This window comes from Nonomuraea salmonea (genome assembly GCF_042428605.1).
Lineage (GTDB): Bacteria > Actinomycetota > Actinomycetes > Streptosporangiales > Streptosporangiaceae > Nonomuraea > Nonomuraea salmonea.
Genome location: NZ_JBHMCF010000012.1, coordinates 311,679 through 330,150 on the forward strand (window position 1 = coordinate 311,679; position 18,472 = coordinate 330,150).

The following is an 18,472-nucleotide window of genomic DNA, read 5'->3' on the forward strand; positions in this document are numbered from 1 at the left end:
GGCGCATCTAGTGCTTGGTGGTCTCTTCGAGCGAGAGGTTGGCGGCGGCCTCCTCGGCCGCGGCGGCGGCGTTGTCGACGGAGGTCTCGCGGGTGCGGCGGATGCCCAGGATGCTGATGAACAGCGCCGCGAAGATGGTCTGGAAGCTCATGACGAGCGCGGTCGCCGACGGCACGACGATGCGCAGCGACTCGCGCGGGTCGAGCTCGCCGAAGCTGCGCACCTTCCAGTGGACCAGCGACATGACCAGGCCGACGAGACCGGCCAGCGCGAGCAGGCCGCCCGCGATGAGGCCCTTCTCCAGGCTCACCATGTCGATCAGCCGCCTGATGCGCGGCGACTCGGGCAGGAAGCCCTCCTCTGCCGCGTAGACCTTGGTGAAGACGGCGAACAGCGCCGCCTGGAACCCGATCACCACCAGGGCGGACGAGCCGACCAGCGTGTCGACGTCGAAGGCCAGCTCGCCGATCTCGACCGGGCCGAACGTCAGCGCGGTGCCGGCCACCAGGCCGATCACCATCATGAGCACGCCGGGGTAGAAGAACAGCCACTTGGGGCTGTAAAGGAGCAGGAAGCGCAGGTGGCGCCAGCCGTCGCGCCAGGAGCGCAGGTGCGGCGGCCTGGAGCGGCCGTCGGGCGAGAGCGTGGTCGGCACCTCGCGTACGTCGAGACCCGACAGCGTCGAGCGGACCACCATCTCGGAGGCGAACTCCATGCCCCCGGTCTGCAGCTGCAGCCGCAGGATGGAGTCGCGGCGGAAGCCGCGCAGCCCGCAGTGGAAGTCGCCGATCGCCGAGGGGAAGAACAGCCGCCCGATGAACGACAGCACCGGGTTGCCGAGATAGCGGTGCAGCGGCGGCATGGCGCCGGGCGCGATGCCGCCCTTGAAACGGTTGCCCATCACCAGATCGGCGCCGTCGCGCAACTGCTCGACGAACGGCAGCAGCGCGGTGAAATCGTAGGAATCGTCGGCATCGCCCATGATGACGTATTTGCCGCGAGCCGCCCGGATGCCGCCCATGAGGGCGTTTCCGTAGCCCTTCTCATCGACATGGACCACGCGGGCACCGGCGTCGCGGGCGAGCTGCTGCGAGCCGTCCGTGCTGCCGTTGTCGGCGATCAGGACCTCGCCCTCGATGCCGTGCTCCTCCATGCACGCCAGGGCCTTGCGCACACAGACTTCCACGGTCTCCGCCTCGTTGAGGCAGGGCATGACCACCGTCAGTTCCACGTGTCTACCCTTCAGTTAAGGCTCTTCCAGTGAACCATGATGCCCTGAACGTGACGGTGGTCGGGCACGGACCCGGAAACGACTGGCATTCTTTACAACATGGTGAGCGTCGCGGAGATTACCCCTGTGGACCACTCCGCCGCAGGTCGGGCAGCACGTCTGCTGTCCATGGTGCGCAGGCATCGGGTGTTCGCCGCGGCCTTCGGCGTCGGTGCCGTGCTGCGGCTGATCACCATGCTCGGCTACGGGCCTGCCATGTGGTTCAACGACTCCTACGAGTACGTCTCGGTGGCGCTGCACCCGCGGCCGCACCCGATCAGGCCCGACGGCTACAGCTTCTGGCTGATGCTGCTGCAGCCGTTCCACAGCTTCTCGCTGGTGGTGTTCACCCAGCACCTCATGGGCCTGGCCACGGCCTGCCTGATCTACGCGCTGCTGCGGATCAAGTTCAGGCTGCCGAAGTGGGGCGCCACGCTGGCCGCCGCGCCGGTGCTGTTCGACGCCTACCAGATCCAGCTCGAACAGCTCGTGATGTCCGACACGCAGTTCACGCTGCTGGTGGTCGGCGTGATCACGCTGGTGCTGTGGAAGCGGCGCCTGTCGTGGAAGGCGGGCGCGGTCGTCGGCTTCCTGCTGGCGCTGACCTGGCTGACGCGCTCGATCGGGCTGCCAATCCTGGCGCTCGTGGTGCTCTATCTCATCGTCAAGCGCACGGGGTGGCGGCCGATCGCGGCGGTGGTGACGGCGTGCGCGGTGCCGGTGATGGCGTACATGGGGTGGTTCGCCTCCGCGTACGGCAAGTTCGCCATGACCAACAGCGACGGCCTGATCCTCTACATGCGCACGGCCATCTTCGCCGACTGCAACAAGATGGACATCGACAAGTACAAAGAGGTCCAGCTTCTGCTGCTGTGCATCAACGACCCGGTCAATCAGCGCAAGGACTACGCACAGTGGTACCTGTGGGGGCAGGGCAACGGTGACGGCACCGGCACCGGCGAGGTGCTGCACCGGTGGGGCGCCAACAAGAAGTGGAGCGAGATCACCAACGACGCGGCCAGCGCGTTCGCCACGCGGGCGATCCTGTCACAGCCCGGCGACTATCTGAAGGTGGTCGCACGCGACTTCTTCCGCTCGTTCCACTGGGCGAGGCCGCGCTTCCCCGACGAGTCGACGTACAACATGTACCAGTTCAAGCCGTACGTCGAGATCGACGGCAACGGGCAGCCCAAGCGGCTGCCGAAGTGGTCCTCCTACGCGGGCGGCCGCACCGACACCGACGCGTTCGCCTACGAGCAGGGCCCGCCCGAGACGCGCGTCGTGCACCCGTGGGCCGACATCATGAGCGGCTACCAGAAGGTCTTCTACCTGCGCGGCATCATGCTCGGCGGCATCCTGCTGATCGGCCTGTACGGCGTGGTCGTGCGCTGGCGCAAGTTCGGCGGCCCCGTGGTGCTGCCGTGGCTGGGCGCGGTGGGCCTGCTGCTCGCGCCCGCGGCGACGGCCGAGTTCGACTACCGCTACGTGTTGCCGGCCGTCCCGCTGGCCTGCATCGCGGCGGCGATCACGCTGCGCCGCGGCGTCACGTGGGCGAACTGGTCGAAGTACTCACCCAAGAGGAGAGCAGCATCCGCGCCCAATACTGCGCGTAGCTGATGGTCTCGGCGCTCAGCACGGGCTGCAGCCACCAGAAGTTGACGAGCACGATGAGCGCGAACGCGCCGACGACGGCGGCGCCGACGGCCCTGCGGGCGGGCGGCGCGTCGCGCCTGCCGATGACGAGCCCGGCCACCAGCACGACGGCCAGCACCATGAACGGCAGCACGGGCGCCATGTAGAACAGGTACATCGTGCGGTTGTCGGCGACGGCGTAGTAGAACCACGGCAGCCAGCCGGCGGCGTAGGTGAGCAGCACGGCGCCCGCCCGCCAGTCGCGGGTGGCGGCGTACCACGCGACGAGGGCGACGAGGGCGACGGCGGAGCCGTACCAGAGGGCGGGGGTGCCGACGCCGATCACGGCCTGGGCGCAGTCGGCGGCGCCGCAGCCGGACTTCTCGCCCTCGTAGAAGAAGGCGACGGGGCGCAGCAGCAGCGGCCACGACCACGGCTCCGACATGTACGGATGCGGCGTCTCCAGACCGCTGTGGAAGCCGAGGACCTGAACGTGGTAGTCGAGCCAGGAGCGGACGGAGTCGAAGGCGAAGAACAGCGGGTTGCCCGAGGAGGTGGCCTGGTCCCAGTTGCGCCCCCAGCCGCGCGAGGTGGCGAACCAGCCGCTCCACGAGGCCACGTACGTCAGGGCCGGCACGAGGGCGAAGGCCCCTGCCGCGCCCGGCCCGTCGTACGCCAAAGTCCCCCTGTACGCCTCGCGCGCCCCCAGAGCCCGCCTGGCCCCGGCGTCCCACACGAGCGACAGCAGCGCGAAGGCCAGCAGGAAGAAGACCCCCGACCACTTGACCGCACAGGCGGCGCCCAGGCACACGCCGGCCGCGAGCCGCCAGGGCCGCAGCCCCAGCCGGGGCCCGCGCAACAGCGCGGCGTCATATCGGCCGGCCAGCCGGGCCCGCATGTCGTCGCGGTCGGCCACCAGGCAGGCGAACCCGGCCAGCACCCAGAACGCGAGGAAGATGTCCAGGATCGCCGTGCGCGAGAGCACGAGGTGCAGGCCGTCGAGCGCCAGCAGCAGCCCGGCCAGGCAGCCGAGCAGCGTCGAGCGGGTCATCCTGCGCGCCACCCTGGCGAGGATGAGGATGGTCAGCGTGCCGGCCACCGCCGCCGCGAAGCGCCAGCCGAAGGGGTTCATGCCGAACATCCACTCGCCGGCCGCGATCATCCACTTGCCGAGCGGCGGGTGCGCCACGAAGGACGCGCAGTCGTCGGGCTGCGGGCACTGCTTGAAGATGTCGAGGTTGCCGGCCAGCAGCCGCCGGTCGGCGATGGGGTTCTTGGCGTCGCCGAGCATGGTGCGCTCGACGCCCTCGGCGAGCAGCGAGTAGGCGTCCTTGACGTAGTAGGTCTCGTCGAAGACGACGGCCTTGGGCCTGCCGAGGTCGATGAAGCGGAGCAGGCCGCCGAAGACGGCCACCGCGAGCGGCCCCAGCCAGCCGGCGAGCGTGCCACCCTGGAACGGCGGCACCAGCCGGCCCGGTGATAACCCCCAATTACGCACCCTGCGCACCTTACGGGGTGGGGGTCTTCCCGTGCACGAGGTCGTAGAGCTCCCTCTTGGGCATGCCTGCCTCCTTGGCCACACCGGCGACCGCGGCGTTGCGCCGCTCCCCCTCGGCGACCCTGCGCTCGACCTCCGCGACCAGCGCCTCGGGGTCGAGCTCGACGTCGCCCGGCACGTGGCCGGCGACCACGACGGTGATCTCGCCCTTCACACCGCCCTCCGCCCACGCGGCCAGCTCGCCGAGTCCGCCCCTGCGGACCTCCTCGTACGTCTTGGTCAGCTCGCGGCACACCGCGGCCCTGCGGTCGGGCCCGAACGCCTCGGCCATCGCCGCCAGGCTGCTCGCCAGCCGGTGCGGCGCCTCGAAGAAGACCATCGTGCGCTCCTCGGTGGCGAGCGCCTTGAGCCGGCGGGCCCGGTCGCCCGGCTTGCGCGGCGGGAAGCCCTCGAAGCAGAACCGGTCGCTGGCCAGGCCGGAGATCGCGAGCGCGGTGGTGACGGCGCTCGGCCCGGGCAGCGCCGTGACTGGCACGCCGGCCTCGACCGCGAGGCTGGTGAGGCGGTAGCCGGGGTCGGACACGCCCGGCATGCCCGCGTCGGTGATCACCACCACCGTGCGGCCCTGCTTGAGCGTCTCCAGCAGCTCCTGCGCGCGGCCCGCCTCGTTCTGGTCGTAGTAGGACACCACCCGGCCGGTCAGCTCGACGCCGAGGTCGGCCGCGAGCCTGCGCAGCCGCCTGGTGTCCTCGGCCGCCACCACGTCGGCGCCCGCCAGCGCGTCGCGCAGCCGTGGGGAGACGTCACCCACCTGACCTATGGGGGCTCCTGCCAGCACCAACCTGCCGTTCCCTGTCACCTGACCATTGTGGCAGGGCATCCCAATTAGACCGTGTTTCTTGGGTAACCACCGCTCTGGGGCCCGTACGATGTCCGAATGGCGGTGACCGATTCTCCGTACCAGGCCTTCGAGCAGCCGAAGGACCCAGGCCCTTCCGAGGCTCGGTCCGTACGCGATCGTGTCGTGCCTCCCATGCGGGGCAGCGTGCTCTGGGGATGGATCGGGCCGCTGCTGGTCACCCTGTTCGGCGGGATCCTGCGCTTCCTGCAGCTCGGCGACCCCAAGGCCGTGGTGTTCGACGAGACGTACTACATGAAGGACGCCTTCTCGCTCATCACCCACGGCGTCGAGCACGTCACGATCAAGGACGCCGACAAGACGATCATGTCCGGCGGCACCGACATCTGGCAGGCGTGCGGCCAGCAGATCGACAAGTGCGCCTCCTACGTCGTGCACCCGCCGCTCGGCAAGTGGATGATCGGCGCCGGCGAGTGGATCTTCGGGCTCAACCCGTTCGGCTGGCGCTTCGCCGCCGCCCTCATCGGCACGCTGTCCATCCTCATCCTCGCCAGGGTCGCCCGCAGGATGACCCGCTCCACGCTGCTCGGCTGCTTCGCGGGCCTGCTGCTGGCGCTCGACGGCCTGCACTTCGTGCTCTCGCGCACCGCGCTGCTCGACATCTTCCTGATGTTCTGGGTGCTCGCGGCGTTCGCCTGCCTGGTGGCCGACCGTGACCAGGCGCGCGAACGGCTGGTCACCTGGTACGAGCACTCGCCCGTCTCCGTGTACGGCCCGTCGCTGGGCATCAGGTGGTGGCGGATCGCGGCCGGGGTGTGCCTGGCCTTCGCGATGTCGGTCAAGTGGTCGGGGCTGGCGTTCCTGGTGGCGTTCGCGGCCATGTCGCTGCTGTGGGACGCCGGAGCCCGCCGCGCGCTGGGGCTGCGCCGGCCGTACGTCGGGGCGTTCAACAAGGACCTGCCGCAGGCGACGCTGGCCTTCGGCGTGGTGCCGTTCGTGGCGTACATGGCGACCTGGATCGGCTGGTTCGCCACCGCCACCGGCTACGGCCGCAACTGGGACCAGGCCACCTCGTCGGGCAACCCGCTGTTCTTCCTGGTCGACTCCATGCGCTCGTGGATCCACTACCAGTGGCAGGTCTTCACCTTCCACAGCGGCCTGGAGACCCCGCACAACTACATGTCGGAGCCGTGGTCGTGGCCGCTGCTGCTGCGCCCCGTCGCCTTCTACTACGAGGGCAAGAAGGGCGGCTGCGGCGCCACCGACTGCTCCGAGGCGGTGCTCGGCGTCGGCACGCCGGTGATCTGGTTCGGGGCGCTGGCCGCGCTGGTGGCCCTCATCGCGTGGTACGTCTCCTCGCGCGACTGGCGGGCGGGGGCGGTGCTGCTCAGCTACGCGATGGGCTGGCTGCCGTGGTTCTACTTCGCCATCGCCGACAACCGGACGATGTTCCTGTTCTACGCCATGCCGATGGTGCCGTTCATGGTGCTGGCCATCACGTTGTGTGCGGGGCTGCTCATCGGGCCCGCCACGCCGACGGCCTCCGGCGCCATGCCGTTGCGGCGTACCGTCGGGGCCGCCGTGGTCGGCGCGTTCACGTTGCTCGCGCTGATCAACTTCTGGTGGCTGCATCCCGTACTGACCGGCGAGTTGCTCTCGTACACGGAGTGGAAGGCCCGCATGCTCTTCGAGAAACGGTGGATATGATCACGTTACAGTCGGCCCGATAGGGATTTCTTAGGTAGTCGCTGTGCAAGACCCAATACGCACCGGTTTCGGTCATCGTCAGGCCCGGGGTCGATACGGCAAACTTCGAGGCATGAGTGCACCGGATGTCACCGCCCTTCTCGCCGAGTTGGAGCGATCTCAGCCGGATCTGGCCGAGGAGGCCAGGACCGCCGTCGAATGGTTGACGGGTGGGGAGCCACTGGAGACGGTGACCCAGCTCGACGTCTGCGAGTTCCTCTGGTACACGTTGCCGCTCAAGGTCGGGCCGCAGGGTGGCGACCACGAGCGGCTGGCACGTTCGCTGGGGCAGCTGCTCCGGCTCGGCGGCTTGGACCGTTACGCCGAGTTGTGCGTGTCTCCGACCACCGTCCAGATCCTGCGCACCTACGCCCGCGAGGGCGAGGACGCCGGCACCAGCGCCTACCAGCAGGCCCTCGAGGCCACGGGCGTGCTCCCGCCCGACGTTCCCGAGCTGCAGTGGAGCATGATCATGGGGCCTGAGGAGCTGGGCGCGCACATCGCCTGCTCAGCGGCCCTTGAGCTGGCCATCGTGGCCGGCGAGGACGTCGACCGCACCGCGCTGACCCGGCGCTGGCTCACCGAGCCGCGCGCCGACCTGGGCGGCGACAGCTGGCTCAACCGGGTGCACGGCGAGCGGCTCAACCGCTGGGTGCTGGGCCGCGGCCCGGCGCGGCGGGAGCTGGCGCAGCCGTTCGAGGTGCGGCTGCACGCGCCGGTCTCGCCGCAGCCGCTGCCCGCCCTGCACCGGCTGCTGTCGCTCGCCGCCTCCGGCGAGACGCTGCCGCTGCGGCTCGCGCCGTCGCCCGAGGCGCTGCGGCTGCGCGATCTGGCCGAGCGCGAGCTGGGCGCGATCCGCCGCGACGGCGCCAAGCTGTCGATCACCGACTACGGGCTGCGGCTGCTGCATTCGAGGTCGGCCATGTGGTCGGCGGTCACCCGGCTGCTGCTCGCGCGGGGTGAGCACGAGTTCGAGGTGTCGGCCAGGGAGGCCGCGCTGATGCTGCTCGCCGACGGCACGCTGATGTCGCCGGCCAAGCTGATCGGGCGGGTGGCGGAGGTGGTGGGCGGCGAGGGCTGGCATCCGGCGACGAGCGTCGAGGACGTCACGGGCCCGGTGACCGACCTGGTTGCCCAGCTCACGGCGCTGGGGCTGGCGTTCAGCGACGAGCTGGCGGTGCGGATGGACCGCCCCGGCCAGCTCGCGGCGCTGGCGGCGCTGCGGGCCCACGCGCTGCGGCCGAGGAAGTACGTCAGCTCCGGGTGACGACCCCTGGCATCTGGGCAAATACTCCGAGTAGTTACGATTGTCGGGAAATGCCCTATGTCGGAGGGGGACCGTCATGGAGCTGTTCCCGGCCATGCCGCTGGCGGAATGGACCGAGGCAAAGGAGACCTTCCACAGGTTCGCACAGATCGTAGGAAAGATCAGGCTGGCGTCGAGCAACCGGCGCAACCACTGGTGGCAGGTGCCGTTCCACCCGACCGGGCGCGGGCTCACCACCCGCCCCATGGGCGGGCTCGGCGAGCAGCCGCTGTTCTGCGTCGACTTCGACCTCGTACGCCACCGCCTGGTCATCGACGTGTTCGACGGCCGCAGCGCCGAGTTCAGCCTGATCGGCAGGAGCGTCGCCTCCTTCTACGAGCGGCTCTTCGAGACGCTGGCCGGGCTGGGGATCCGGCCGGAGATCTGGGCGGTGCCGTTCGACCTCGGCGACGACACGCCGTTCGCCGAGGACACCCTGCACGCCCGCTACGACCCGATGCTCATCAACCGCTACTGGCGGATCCTCTCGCAGGTCGTGCAGCTGCTCGACCGGTACGCCGCCGACTACGCCGGCAAGACCAGCCCCGTCCACCACTACTGGCACACCTTCGACATAGCGGTGACCAGGTTCACCGGGCGGGTCGTCAAGGTCTCGCCGGAGACCGACCCGGTCACGCGGGAGGCGTACAGCTGGGAGGTGATCAGCTCGGGGTTCTGGTTCGGCGACAAGGAACGCCCCTGGCCGGCGTTCTACTCCTACACCGCGCCCGAGCCCGAGGGGCTGGCCCGCGAGCCGCTGCGGCCCGCGCAGGCCGAGTGGATCCCGGCGCGCGGCAGCCACCTGGCCGTCCTGCGCTACGACGACGTGCGGGTCATGGAGGACCCCGTGGGGGCCGTGCTGGAGTTCCTCGACAGCGCCTACCAGGCGGGCGCCCGGCTGACCGGGCTCGACATGGCGGCCCTGGCCTGCCCCGGCGGGGTCACCGACCCCTACTACGAGCAGCGGGCCTGAACACACGTGAGCGCCCGTCCTCCGAAGAGGGCGGGCGCCCGACGTGTGCGTACCGGTGTGCGTGTCGCCTCTCGGCGAAAGGCACAACGCGGCTCCAGCCGAACGGTAGTCCGCGAAGGCAATAGGTGAGGCCCGGGGACACTGGGCACACCGGCCACGGTTTATGTAACCACACCTGGGGCCGCATCATTCCCGGCCGCGCCGGTCGATCCTCGATGCCCTGCCGCGCAGGTAGCGCTGCTGGGGCAGGCTCAGGGCCCGCGAGGCCGCCTCCTCATACGCCTCCCGCGCCCCCGCGAGGTCGCCCGACATCTCCAGCAGGTGCGCGCGCACCGCGAACAGCCGGTGGTCGCCGGCCACCCGCTCGTCGTCCCCGAGCCGGTCGAGCAGCTCGAGACCGACGCTCGGGCCGCGGGCCATGGCGGCGGCGACGGCGTGGTTGAGCGCGACGACCGGGTTGTCGGAGATGCGCATCAGCAGCTCGTACAGGGCGGTGATCTGCGGCCAGTCGGTCTCCTCCGGCGTGCGCGCCTCGTCGTGCAGGGCGGCGATGGCCGCCTGGAGGCAGTACGGCCCCGGCGGCGCCATGGGCAGGGCCTTCGTCACCAGCTCGGTGCCCTCGGCGATGGAGGCGGCGTGCCACTTCGACCGGTCCTGCTCGGCCATCGGGACCAGCTCGCCGTCCGGCCCCGTACGCGCCGGGCGGCGCGCGTCGGTGAGCAGCATGAGCGCCAGCAGCCCGGCCGCTTCTGGATCGTCCGGCAGCAGCCGGTGCACGACGCGGGCCAGCCTGATGGCCTCGTCCGCCAGCTCGGCGCGGTGCAGCTCGGGGCCCGACGTGCTGGCGTACCCCTCGTTGAAGATCAGGTAGAGCACGTGCAGCACCGCGGCCAGCCGCTCCTCGCGCTCGGCCTTGCCCGGCAGCCGGAACGGCTGCCCGCTGTCCTTGACGCGCTGCTTGGCCCGGGTGATGCGGCGGGTCATCGTGGGCTCCGACACCAGGAACGCCCGGGCGATCTCCGCCGTGCCCAGACCGCCCACCGCCCGGAGCGTGAGCGCGACCTGCGCGGGCGGCGTCAGCGACGGATGGCAGCACAGGAACAGCAGGATCAGCGTGTCGTCACCGGCCGCCTCCTGCCGGTCGGCGGCCGGTGAGAGCCACTCGTCCGGCAGCGCGCGGGCGGCGACCGCGTCCTCGCGACGGCGGCGCGCCTGCTCGGCGCGCAGCAGGTCGGTCAGGCGGCGCGCGGCGACCGTGATCAGCCAGGCGCGCGGATCGTCCGGCACGCCCTGCTCGGGCCACTGCGTGGCCGCCGCGAGCAGCGCCTCCTGCACGGCGTCCTCGGCGGTCGCGAAGTGACCGTAGCGGCGCACGAGCGCGCCGAGCACCTGCGGCGCCAGCTCGCGCAACAGGTGCTCGGGCACCGCCCCGCCGTTCAGAACGCCATGTCCTCGACCGACTCGATGATCGGCCGGATGTCGGCGAACGCGTCGGCCCCGTCAGGCGACGGGCACTGCCCCAGCCGCAGCGCGATCTCGGTCGCCCTGTCGTAGCTCGCGCACTCCACCACCCAGTAGCCGGCCAGCACCTCCTGCGTCTCCGCGTAGGGGCCGTCGGTGACGAACGGGGCGCCGCCCCGCAGGCCCACCCTGCGGGTGTGCACCGGGGCCGCGAGGCCGCGCGTCTCGACCAGCTCGCCCGAGTCCTCCAGCTCCTTGTTGACCTCCGTCATGAACGCGTGCATGGCGGCCACGTCCTCGGGCTTCCAGGCGACGCCGCCGGTGTCCTTGCCGGCCATCTCGTCGTAGTTCCGCTGGGACGCGTACGAAAGGATCATGAACTTCATCGGTTTCGCCCTCTCTCTGGTGCCTTCAGCAGAGACGTCGGAGCCGTGGACGCGTACCGGACATCATGCCGCGAATTTTTCTCCGCGCGTTTCCTTGCGGCAGTATCGGAGGCGTGCCATACGCGACGACGCCCGACGGGGTGAAGCTGTCCTACCAGGTCCGCGGCCATGGGGAGCCGCTCGTGCTGCTGCAGGGGCAGGCCAACGACCACCGCTGGTGGGACTCCGTACGGGACGACTTCGCCGCCTATCGGACGATCACCCTCGACTGGCGAGGCACGGGCGGCAGCGACAAGCCGGACGAGCCGTACACGACGCGCGGGTTCGCCGCCGACGTGCTGGCCGTGCTCGACGACGCCGGAGTGTCGCAGGCGCACGTGTACGGCACCTCGATGGGCGGGCGGGTCGCCCAGTGGCTGGCCGCCGACCACCCCGGCAGGGTGGGGGCGCTCGTGCTCGGCTGCAGCTCACCCGGCGGCGCCCACGGCGTCGAGCGGAGCAACGACGTCCGCAGGTCGCTCGCCCAGCCCGACCGCGCCGCCGCCGGACGGGCCCTGCTGGAGCTCATGTACACGCCCGCCTGGCTGGCCGGGCACCCCGGCCCCTACTTCACGATCGGCGACCCCGGCATGCCCGCCCACGCCCGCCGCCGCCACCTGGCCGCCAGCGCCGGCCACGACGCCTGGGACGCGCTGCCCCGCATCACCGCGCCCACGCTCGTCGTCCACGGCACCGACGACGTCTTCAACCCGGCCGCCAACGCGCCCCTGCTGGCCGAGCGCATCCCCGGCGCCTCGCTCCAGCTCATCGAAGGCGCCAGGCACGCCTACTTCGAGGAATTCCGGCACGTCGCGAGCCCGACGGTGCTCGACTTCCTGGCCGCTTATTGAGTGGACGACCGGGGCGCGGCGTTGCTACGGTGCCGCGCATGGCCGGCCCCGAGGCATCAAGACGCCAGCCACCGGTCGTCCGGTGGCTGACCCGCCTGCCCCTCCATGTGAAGGGGCCGCTGCGGCATGGCCCGATCCCCCGGCTTCTCCTGACGCCGGGCCGCTGATCTCGCGCCCGTCCGGCTCCGCCTGATCTCGGCTGATCGCGCCCGCCATCCGGACCACCGACGACACAGGTCCCTGCCCAGTTCCTTCATCCGCGCGGGATGTTTCCCCCGCGCTCACCTGTGCCGGCCCATGTCCGGGTCGTGGAGTTTCTCATGCCTTTCGTGGTCTATCTGCTCGGGCTGGCGGTCTTCGCCCAAGGGACGTCCGAGTTCATGCTGGCCGGGCTGGTGCCCGGGATCGCCCGTGAGCTGGGCGTGTCCATTCCCGCCGCCGGGCTGCTCACCTCGGCCTTCGCCGCCGGGATGGTGGTGGGCGCGCCGCTCATGGCGGTGCTGAGCCTGCGCTGGTCCAGGCGGTCGGCCCTGCTGTCCTTCCTGGTCGCGTTCCTGATCGCCCACGTGGTCGGCGCGGTCACCACCGACTACGCGGTGCTGCTCGCCACGCGGGTCGTGGCGGCGCTGGCCAACGCCGGGTTCCTGGCGGTGGCCATGGCCACGGCGATCGCGCTGGCCCCGCCCCACGCCAAGGGCAGGGCCACGTCGATCCTGCTCAGCGGGGTCACGATCGCGTGCGTCGCGGGGGTGCCGGGCGGCGCGCTGCTCGGCGAGCTGTGGGGCTGGCGCTCGGCGTTCTGGGCGGTGGCCCTGGCGCTGGTGCCGGCGATCGTCGCCGTGCTGCGGTCGGTGCCGGGCGGCGCTCCCGGCGGCACCGTACGCGGCGAGGCCCGGGCCCTGCGCCACCCCAGGCTCCTCGTCCTCCTGCTGCTCGGCGCGCTGGTGAACGGGGCCACCTTCAGCACGTTCACCTACCTCGCGCCGCTCCTCACCGGCGTCACCGGCATCGCCCAGGTCTGGCTGCCGGGCCTGCTCGCGCTGTTCGGGCTGGGCTCGTTCGCCGGGGTGACGATCAGCGGCCGGCTCGCCGACACCCGGCCCAAGGTCCTGCTGGCGGCCGGCGGGGTGGCGCTGGCCGCGGGCTGGGCGCTCTTCGGGCTGGTGGCGGGGGTGCCGGTGGCGGCGGTGACGCTCGTCCTGGTCCAGGGGACGCTGTCGTTCGCGGTCGGCTCCACGCTCATCTCCCAGGTCCTGTACGCCGCCGCCACCGCGCCCACGCTGTCCGGCGGCTTCGCCACGGCGGCGCTCAACGTGGGCGCGGTGCTCGGCCCCTGGCTGGGCGGCCTGGCGATCGGCGCGGGCCTCGGCTTCCGCTCGCCGCTGTGGGTGAGCGCGGCCCTGGTGACGCTGGCCCTGGCGGTCGCCGCCGCCGCCCGCCCGTACCACCGGGCGGAGCCCGCCCGGGCGCGTCCGGTCAGCGAGGCGTGAAGCGCTCGATGGCGGCGTCCACGGCCTTCCTGAACGTCCCGCTGCCGGTGTGACCGGAGTCGTCGATGACGGTCAGCTCCGCGTCCGGCCAGACCTGGGTCAGCTCCCAGGCCGTGTTGAGCGGGCTGCTCAGGTCGAGGCGGCCGTGGATCAGCGCGCCGGGGATGCCGGCCAGCCGGTGCGCGTTCCGCAGCAGCACGCCCTCCTCCAGCCAGGCGGCGTGGGCGAAGTAGTGGGAGCAGATCCTGGTCAGGGCCAGCACGTCGGCGGGCGGGCGGTCGCTGTAGGCGCCGGGTGCGCCGTTGACCTCCATCGAGATCACCGCGTCCTCCCAGGTGACCCAGTCGATGGCGGCCCGCTCCCTGACCTCGGGGTCGGGTCCTGACAGCAGCCGCGCGTACGCCGCCACGAGGTCGCCGTCGCGCTCCTCCGGCGGCACGCCCTGCCTGAACCGCTCCCACTGCTCGGGGAAGAAGCGGCCGACGCCCCGGTAGAGCCAGTCGATCTCGGAGCGGCGGGTCATGGTGACGCCGGTGATGATGATCTCCGAGACCCGCTCCGGGTACGTCTCGGCGTAGGCCAGGATCAGCGTCGAGCCCCACGAGCCGCCGTACAGCAGCCACTTGTCGATGCCGAGGTGCTCGCGCAGCCGCTCCATGTCGGCGATGAGGTTGTGGGTGGTGTTGGTGGTCAGGTCGGTGTCGTGCTCGGCGGCGTGCGGGCGGCTGCGGCCGCAGTTGCGCTGGTCGAACAGGACCGTGCGGAACACCTCTGGGTCGAACCTGCGCCGTGAGCCGGTCGAGCAGCCCGACCCCGGTCCGCCGTGGACGACCAGCACGGGCTTGCCGTCCGGGTTGCCGCAGGTCTCCCAGTAGACGAGGTTGCCGTCGCCGGTGTCGAGCAGGCCGTGCTCGTACGGTTCGATCGCGGGACGCAAGGGGGCTCCTCTCAGATGTAACAGCGCTTCAATATATCGGCCGCCGCCGAGTCCCCGATCACCGGTAAAGAGGGCTAGATCCAACTATGGAGTAATCGAACCACCACTAAGGGTAATGATCGCAACAGTAAGTCGATCATCACTCATGGGGAGCAACATGTACAGGCAGGCCATCGCCGTACTGACCGCCACGTCCGCCGCCCTGCTCGCGCCCGCCGCGACCGCACACGCGGAGGACGATCCGGCCGTCACCCGCACGGGATGCAGCGACGTCGACGGCATCAAGATCAATGTGCAGCCGCCACCGCCCTTCACAGGGACGGTGACCGCCGACGACATCCGCGCGCTCATGGAGTCGATCGTCGCCGGCAGCTCGCTCCAGGGCTTCTTCGCGCCGGGGAACGAGGCCGAGGCCGCCGGCGAAGCCGCCGCCGGAGCCGCCGCCGGAGCCGCCGCTGAGGGCACGCCGCTGTCCGCTGCCGGCCCGACCCTGCCGCCCATCCCCAACCTGCCGCCGCTGCCCTGGCCCTTCCCCTCACCCAGCGTCACCCCGTCACCGGGGACGAGCCCCGCCGCGGCCGCCACCCCCGCCTCGCCCGACACGCGCGTCGAGACCATGCTCGAAGCCCTCGTCGACCGGGCCATCGCCTGCGCCCGCAGCACCAGGACCCCGAGCGCCCAGGAGGCGCGGACCCCGGAGACCGTCACCCGCTACCTCGAAGCGCTCGTCACCAAGCCGGTGTGCGCGGGCAACCCGGCGCCCGCGCCCATGCAGACCCCGGCCACGCTGCTCGACGTCCTGGGCGTGCCGCGCCTGCTCGACACCGTGCTGTCCAGCCCGCTGTTCTGCGTCCGCCCGGCCGACGCGAACAGCGCCACCGAGTCGGTCCTCGACACGCTCGGCATCATCCACGCCTTCGACGAGCTGCTCGCGGGCTGAGCCGGTCAGGCGGGCGGGCCGAGCAGCACGGGCAGCTCCAGCGGCCCCTCCGTGATCAGCGAGGACGTGTACGCGATCTTGTCGGGCGGCACCGCGAGCCGCAGCTCGGGGAAGCGGGCGAACAACGACGACAGCGCGATCCGCAGCTCCAGCCTGGCCAGCGGGGCGCCCAGGCAGAAGTGCGGGCCACGGCCGAAGCCCAGGTGCGCGTCCGGCTCCCTGGAGGCGTCGAAGGCGGCCGCGTCGCCGCCGTACCTGGCCGGGTCCGTACCGGCGGCCGAGAGCGCGACCGCGATGGGCTCGCCGGCCCTGATCGCCGTCCCGGCCACCCGCACGTCCTCGCGCGGATAACGGAACATCACGGTGAGCACGGAGTTGCGGCAGCGCAGCGCCTCCTCGACCAGCTGCTCCCATGAGCCGTGCGCCCGTACCCGCTCCAGCTGGGCCGGGTCCGCGCACAGGGCGATGACGGTGTTGGCGATGAGGTGCACGGTCGTCTCGTGCCCGGCGATGAGCACCACCCACAGCAGCCCCACCATCTCCTCGTGGGAGATGCGGTCGCCCTCCTCTTCCTGGACGCGGATGAGCCCCGTCGTCAGGTCGTCGCCGTCGCCGTCGCCGCGCTTGCGCCCGATGAACTCGCTCAGGTACGCCAGCAGCCCACCACCGGCCGCCGCCGCCTCGGCGGGCTCGGCGACGTGCGACAGCAGCACGTTCGTCCACTCCCTGATCCGGTAACGCTCGTCCTCCGGCACCCCGAGCAGCTCGCAGATCACCGCGATCGGCAGCGGCTCGCCGAACTCGCGCACCAGGTCCACCTCCTCGCCCGCGCGCGCCAGCCGGTCGAGCAGGTCGTCGGTGAGCTGCTGGATGCGCGGCTCCATGGCGGCCACCCTGGCCGGGGTGAACGCCTTGTTGACCAGGCCGCGCAGCCGCCGGTGGTCCTCGCCGTCCTTGGTCAGCAGGTGGTCGCCCTCGATGAGCTGGCGCAGCGGCCAGTCGGGGGCGATGGTGCCGTCGTGCAGGGCGGTGAAGGCCGCCGGGTTCTTGCCGTAGACCGTGCCGTCGCCGGTCAGGACCTCGTTCACGGTGTCGTACGAGGTCACCATCCAGGCCTCGACCGCGCCCGGCAGCTCGATGCGGACGACGGGGCCGCTCTCGTCCCTGAACCGGCTGAGCGTCTCCGAGGTGCGTTCACCGGCGACAGGAAGCTGCCGTGGTTCCACTGGGACCTCCCCATGGCCGACGTCACTCCACCATCCGCCGCCGCCCGCCACCGGCCAAGACCTCTGCGCTGTCACCCCCAGGCGATCAACACCTGCCGACCCGGACACATCCCACCCCTAAGGTGACGGGATGGACGCCATCGAGACCTCCCGGCTCACGCTCGTACCCCTGCGCCCCGAGCACGCCTCCGAGATGGCCGGGGTGCTCGCCGACCCGGCCCTGCACGCGTTCACCGGCGGGGCGCCGCTCAACGCCGTGGAGCTGCGCGCCCGCTACGAGCGGCTGGCCGCCGGGCCGCCCGGGTGGCGCAACTGGGTGATCCGGCTGCGCGCCGAGGACTGCCTGGTCGGGTACGTGCAGGCGACCGTCGAGGGACGTACGGCGGAGGTCGCCTGGGTGGTCGGCACCGCGTGGCAGGGCCGCGGCCTGGCCAGGGAGGCCGCGGTGGCGCTGGTCGAGCGGCTCGCGGACGAGGTGGACACGGTGATCGCGCACATCCACCCCGGGCACGCGGCCTCCCAGGCGGTCGCCGCCGCGGCCGGCCTGCGGGCGACGTCGCAACGGCAGGACGGGGAGGTCCGCTGGGAGCTGCCGGCCGGGAGCTGAAACGGGGAGGTCCGCCGGGGACGGGGCGGTCGCGAACTTGCGGACAGGGGTTGAGACGGGGGCGGCTGATGGCTTTAATACGCGCGGGCTCCGCCCCGCCCGTCGCCCTGGCAGAAGAGGAGCAGCTGTGAACGTCTCCGCAGGTCAGCGAATCTCTGAGATCGTCGGTGCCAGTGTGTTAGCGCTACCACGCCACCGTACCGCCGCATGAAAGTTTCTTCTCGCCCATTGGGAAAGCGCTTACCCCGAGCTGCAAAGGACCCCAGAATGCGCTTGAGCCTGGCCGCCGCGGCCGCCGTCCTAGCCCTGACCTCCACCGCCGTCGCCGCCCCCGCCCACGCCGCTCCCGCCAAACAGATGGAGGACCTGGACCGGGGGCTGATCAGCGTACGCTCCGGGTCGGGCAACCTCGTCTCCTGGCGGCTGCTCGGCACCGACCCCGACGGCGTCACGTTCAACCTCTACCGCGGCTCCACCCGGATCGCCTCCGGACTGAGCGGCGGCACCAACGTCCTCGACAGCGGCGCCGCCGCCGACGCCTCGTACACCGTGCGGGCCGTGGTCAGCGGCAGCGAGCAGGCCGCCTCCCCCGCCTCGCTCCGCTTCACCGGCGGCTCCTACCTGGACGTGCCCATCCAGCCGCCGTCCGGCGGCACCACCCCCGACGGCGTCTCCTACTCCTACAGCGCGAACGACGCCTCGGTGGGCGACCTCGACGGCGACGGCCGGTACGAAATCGTCCTCAAATGGGACCCGTCCAACGCCAAGGACAACTCCCAGTCCGGCTACACCGGCAACGTCTTCGTGGACGCGTACCGCCTCGACGGCACCCGCCTGTGGCGCATCGACCTGGGCCGCAACATCCGCGCCGGCGCGCACTACACGCAGTTCCAGGTCTACGACTACGACGGCGACGGCCGGGCCGAGGTCGCCATGAAGACGGCCGACGGCACCAGGGACGGCCGCGGCACGGTGATCGGCAACGCCGGCGCGGACCACCGCAACTCCAGCGGCTATGTGTTGTCCGGCCCCGAGTACCTGACGATGTTCAACGGCCAGACCGGCGCCGCGATGTCCACCGTCAACTACGACCCGCCGCGCGGCACGGTGTCGTCCTGGGGCGACAACTACGGCAACAGGGTGGACCGCTTCCTGGCGGGAACGGCGTACCTGGACGGCTCCCGTCCCTCTCTGATCATGGCGCGCGGCTACTACACCCGCAGCGTCATCGCCGCCTGGGACTTCCGCAAC

The 18,472-nt window shown here is 71.4% G+C and carries 16 protein-coding genes; 9 read left to right on the forward strand and 7 right to left on the reverse strand.

Annotated features, from left to right (window positions below; all coding sequences use genetic code 11):
* Window positions 1–7 precede the first annotated feature (7 nt).
* Complete coding sequence (locus tag ACFFR3_RS17855; protein ID WP_345390371.1) at window positions 8–1,231, reverse strand: glycosyltransferase family 2 protein; 1,224 nt, start codon at window positions 1,229–1,231, stop codon at window positions 8–10.
* 99 nt (window positions 1,232–1,330) lie between these two features.
* Between ACFFR3_RS17855 and ACFFR3_RS17860 the strand changes: the two genes are divergently transcribed.
* Complete coding sequence (locus tag ACFFR3_RS17860; protein WP_364371783.1) at window positions 1,331–2,887, forward strand: hypothetical protein; 1,557 nt, start codon at window positions 1,331–1,333, stop codon at window positions 2,885–2,887.
* On the opposite strand, the gene ACFFR3_RS17865 is transcribed toward ACFFR3_RS17860, so the two are convergent.
* Both ACFFR3_RS17865 and rsmI read right to left on the reverse strand, forming a co-directional pair.
* Complete coding sequence (locus ACFFR3_RS17865) at window positions 2,814–4,367, reverse strand: dolichyl-phosphate-mannose--protein mannosyltransferase (protein WP_379483459.1); 1,554 nt, start codon at window positions 4,365–4,367, stop codon at window positions 2,814–2,816. The genes ACFFR3_RS17860 and ACFFR3_RS17865 overlap by 74 nt on opposite strands.
* A gap of 43 nt (window positions 4,368–4,410) precedes the next feature.
* Window positions 4,411–5,259, reverse strand: coding sequence for a 16S rRNA (cytidine(1402)-2'-O)-methyltransferase (rsmI, locus tag ACFFR3_RS17870; protein ID WP_379483460.1), 849 nt, complete (start codon window positions 5,257–5,259; stop codon window positions 4,411–4,413).
* A gap of 78 nt (window positions 5,260–5,337) precedes the next feature.
* On the opposite strand from rsmI, the gene ACFFR3_RS17875 reads away from it, so the two are divergent.
* From ACFFR3_RS17875 to ACFFR3_RS17885, 3 genes are all read left to right on the forward strand, one after another.
* Window positions 5,338–6,966 carry a dolichyl-phosphate-mannose--protein mannosyltransferase gene (locus ACFFR3_RS17875; protein ID WP_364371792.1) on the forward strand — a complete coding sequence of 543 codons (1,629 nt, stop codon included), beginning with the start codon at window positions 5,338–5,340 and terminating at the stop codon, window positions 6,964–6,966.
* A gap of 112 nt (window positions 6,967–7,078) precedes the next feature.
* On the forward strand, window positions 7,079–8,272 hold the full coding sequence (locus ACFFR3_RS17880; RefSeq protein WP_379483461.1) for a hypothetical protein: 1,194 nt from the start codon (window positions 7,079–7,081) through the stop codon (window positions 8,270–8,272).
* 76 nt (window positions 8,273–8,348) lie between these two features.
* A complete protein-coding gene (locus tag ACFFR3_RS17885) occupies window positions 8,349–9,284 on the forward strand; it encodes a DUF5996 family protein (protein ID WP_364371798.1) in 936 nt (311 codons plus the stop codon).
* Window positions 9,285–9,470: 186 nt separating this feature from the next.
* Here the strand turns inward: ACFFR3_RS17885 and ACFFR3_RS17890 are convergent, their stop codons facing one another.
* Window positions 9,471–10,709, reverse strand: a complete 1,239-nt coding sequence (locus tag ACFFR3_RS17890; RefSeq protein WP_379483462.1) for an RNA polymerase sigma factor — start codon at window positions 10,707–10,709, stop codon at window positions 9,471–9,473.
* A gap of 11 nt (window positions 10,710–10,720) precedes the next feature.
* On the reverse strand, window positions 10,721–11,131 hold the full coding sequence (locus ACFFR3_RS17895) for a YciI family protein (RefSeq protein WP_364371804.1): 411 nt from the start codon (window positions 11,129–11,131) through the stop codon (window positions 10,721–10,723).
* Between the two features lie 113 nt (window positions 11,132–11,244).
* Here ACFFR3_RS17895 and ACFFR3_RS17900 point away from each other — a divergent pair, with 113 nt between their 5' ends.
* Together ACFFR3_RS17900 and ACFFR3_RS17905 are read left to right on the forward strand one after the other, a co-directional pair.
* Entirely contained in the window at window positions 11,245–12,021 is a 777-nt protein-coding gene (locus ACFFR3_RS17900) for an alpha/beta fold hydrolase (RefSeq protein WP_364371807.1), read from the forward strand.
* Window positions 12,022–12,341: 320 nt separating this feature from the next.
* Complete coding sequence (locus ACFFR3_RS17905) at window positions 12,342–13,511, forward strand: Cmx/CmrA family chloramphenicol efflux MFS transporter (protein WP_345390399.1); 1,170 nt, start codon at window positions 12,342–12,344, stop codon at window positions 13,509–13,511.
* Here ACFFR3_RS17905 and pip read toward each other — a convergent pair.
* Window positions 13,498–14,448 (reverse strand): prolyl aminopeptidase, encoded by a 951-nt coding sequence (gene pip, locus ACFFR3_RS17910; protein WP_345390402.1) that lies wholly within the window; start codon window positions 14,446–14,448, stop codon window positions 13,498–13,500. The genes ACFFR3_RS17905 and pip overlap by 14 nt on opposite strands.
* Window positions 14,449–14,605: 157 nt before the next feature.
* Between pip and ACFFR3_RS17915 the strand changes: the two genes are divergently transcribed.
* On the forward strand, window positions 14,606–15,388 hold the full coding sequence (locus ACFFR3_RS17915; RefSeq protein WP_364371813.1) for a hypothetical protein: 783 nt from the start codon (window positions 14,606–14,608) through the stop codon (window positions 15,386–15,388).
* Between the two features lie 5 nt (window positions 15,389–15,393).
* On the opposite strand, the gene ACFFR3_RS17920 is transcribed toward ACFFR3_RS17915, so the two are convergent.
* A complete protein-coding gene (locus tag ACFFR3_RS17920) occupies window positions 15,394–16,614 on the reverse strand; it encodes a cytochrome P450 family protein (RefSeq protein WP_379483463.1) in 1,221 nt (406 codons plus the stop codon).
* A 130-nt stretch (window positions 16,615–16,744) separates the two neighbouring features.
* Here ACFFR3_RS17920 and ACFFR3_RS17925 point away from each other — a divergent pair, with 130 nt between their 5' ends.
* Both ACFFR3_RS17925 and ACFFR3_RS17930 read left to right on the forward strand, forming a co-directional pair.
* Window positions 16,745–17,221, forward strand: coding sequence for a GNAT family N-acetyltransferase (locus ACFFR3_RS17925; RefSeq protein ID WP_345390416.1), 477 nt, complete (start codon window positions 16,745–16,747; stop codon window positions 17,219–17,221).
* Window positions 17,222–17,488: 267 nt separating this feature from the next.
* Window positions 17,489–18,472, forward strand: a 984-nt coding sequence (locus ACFFR3_RS17930; protein ID WP_446686044.1) for a rhamnogalacturonan lyase family protein, incomplete at its 3' end; no start/stop codon positions are given.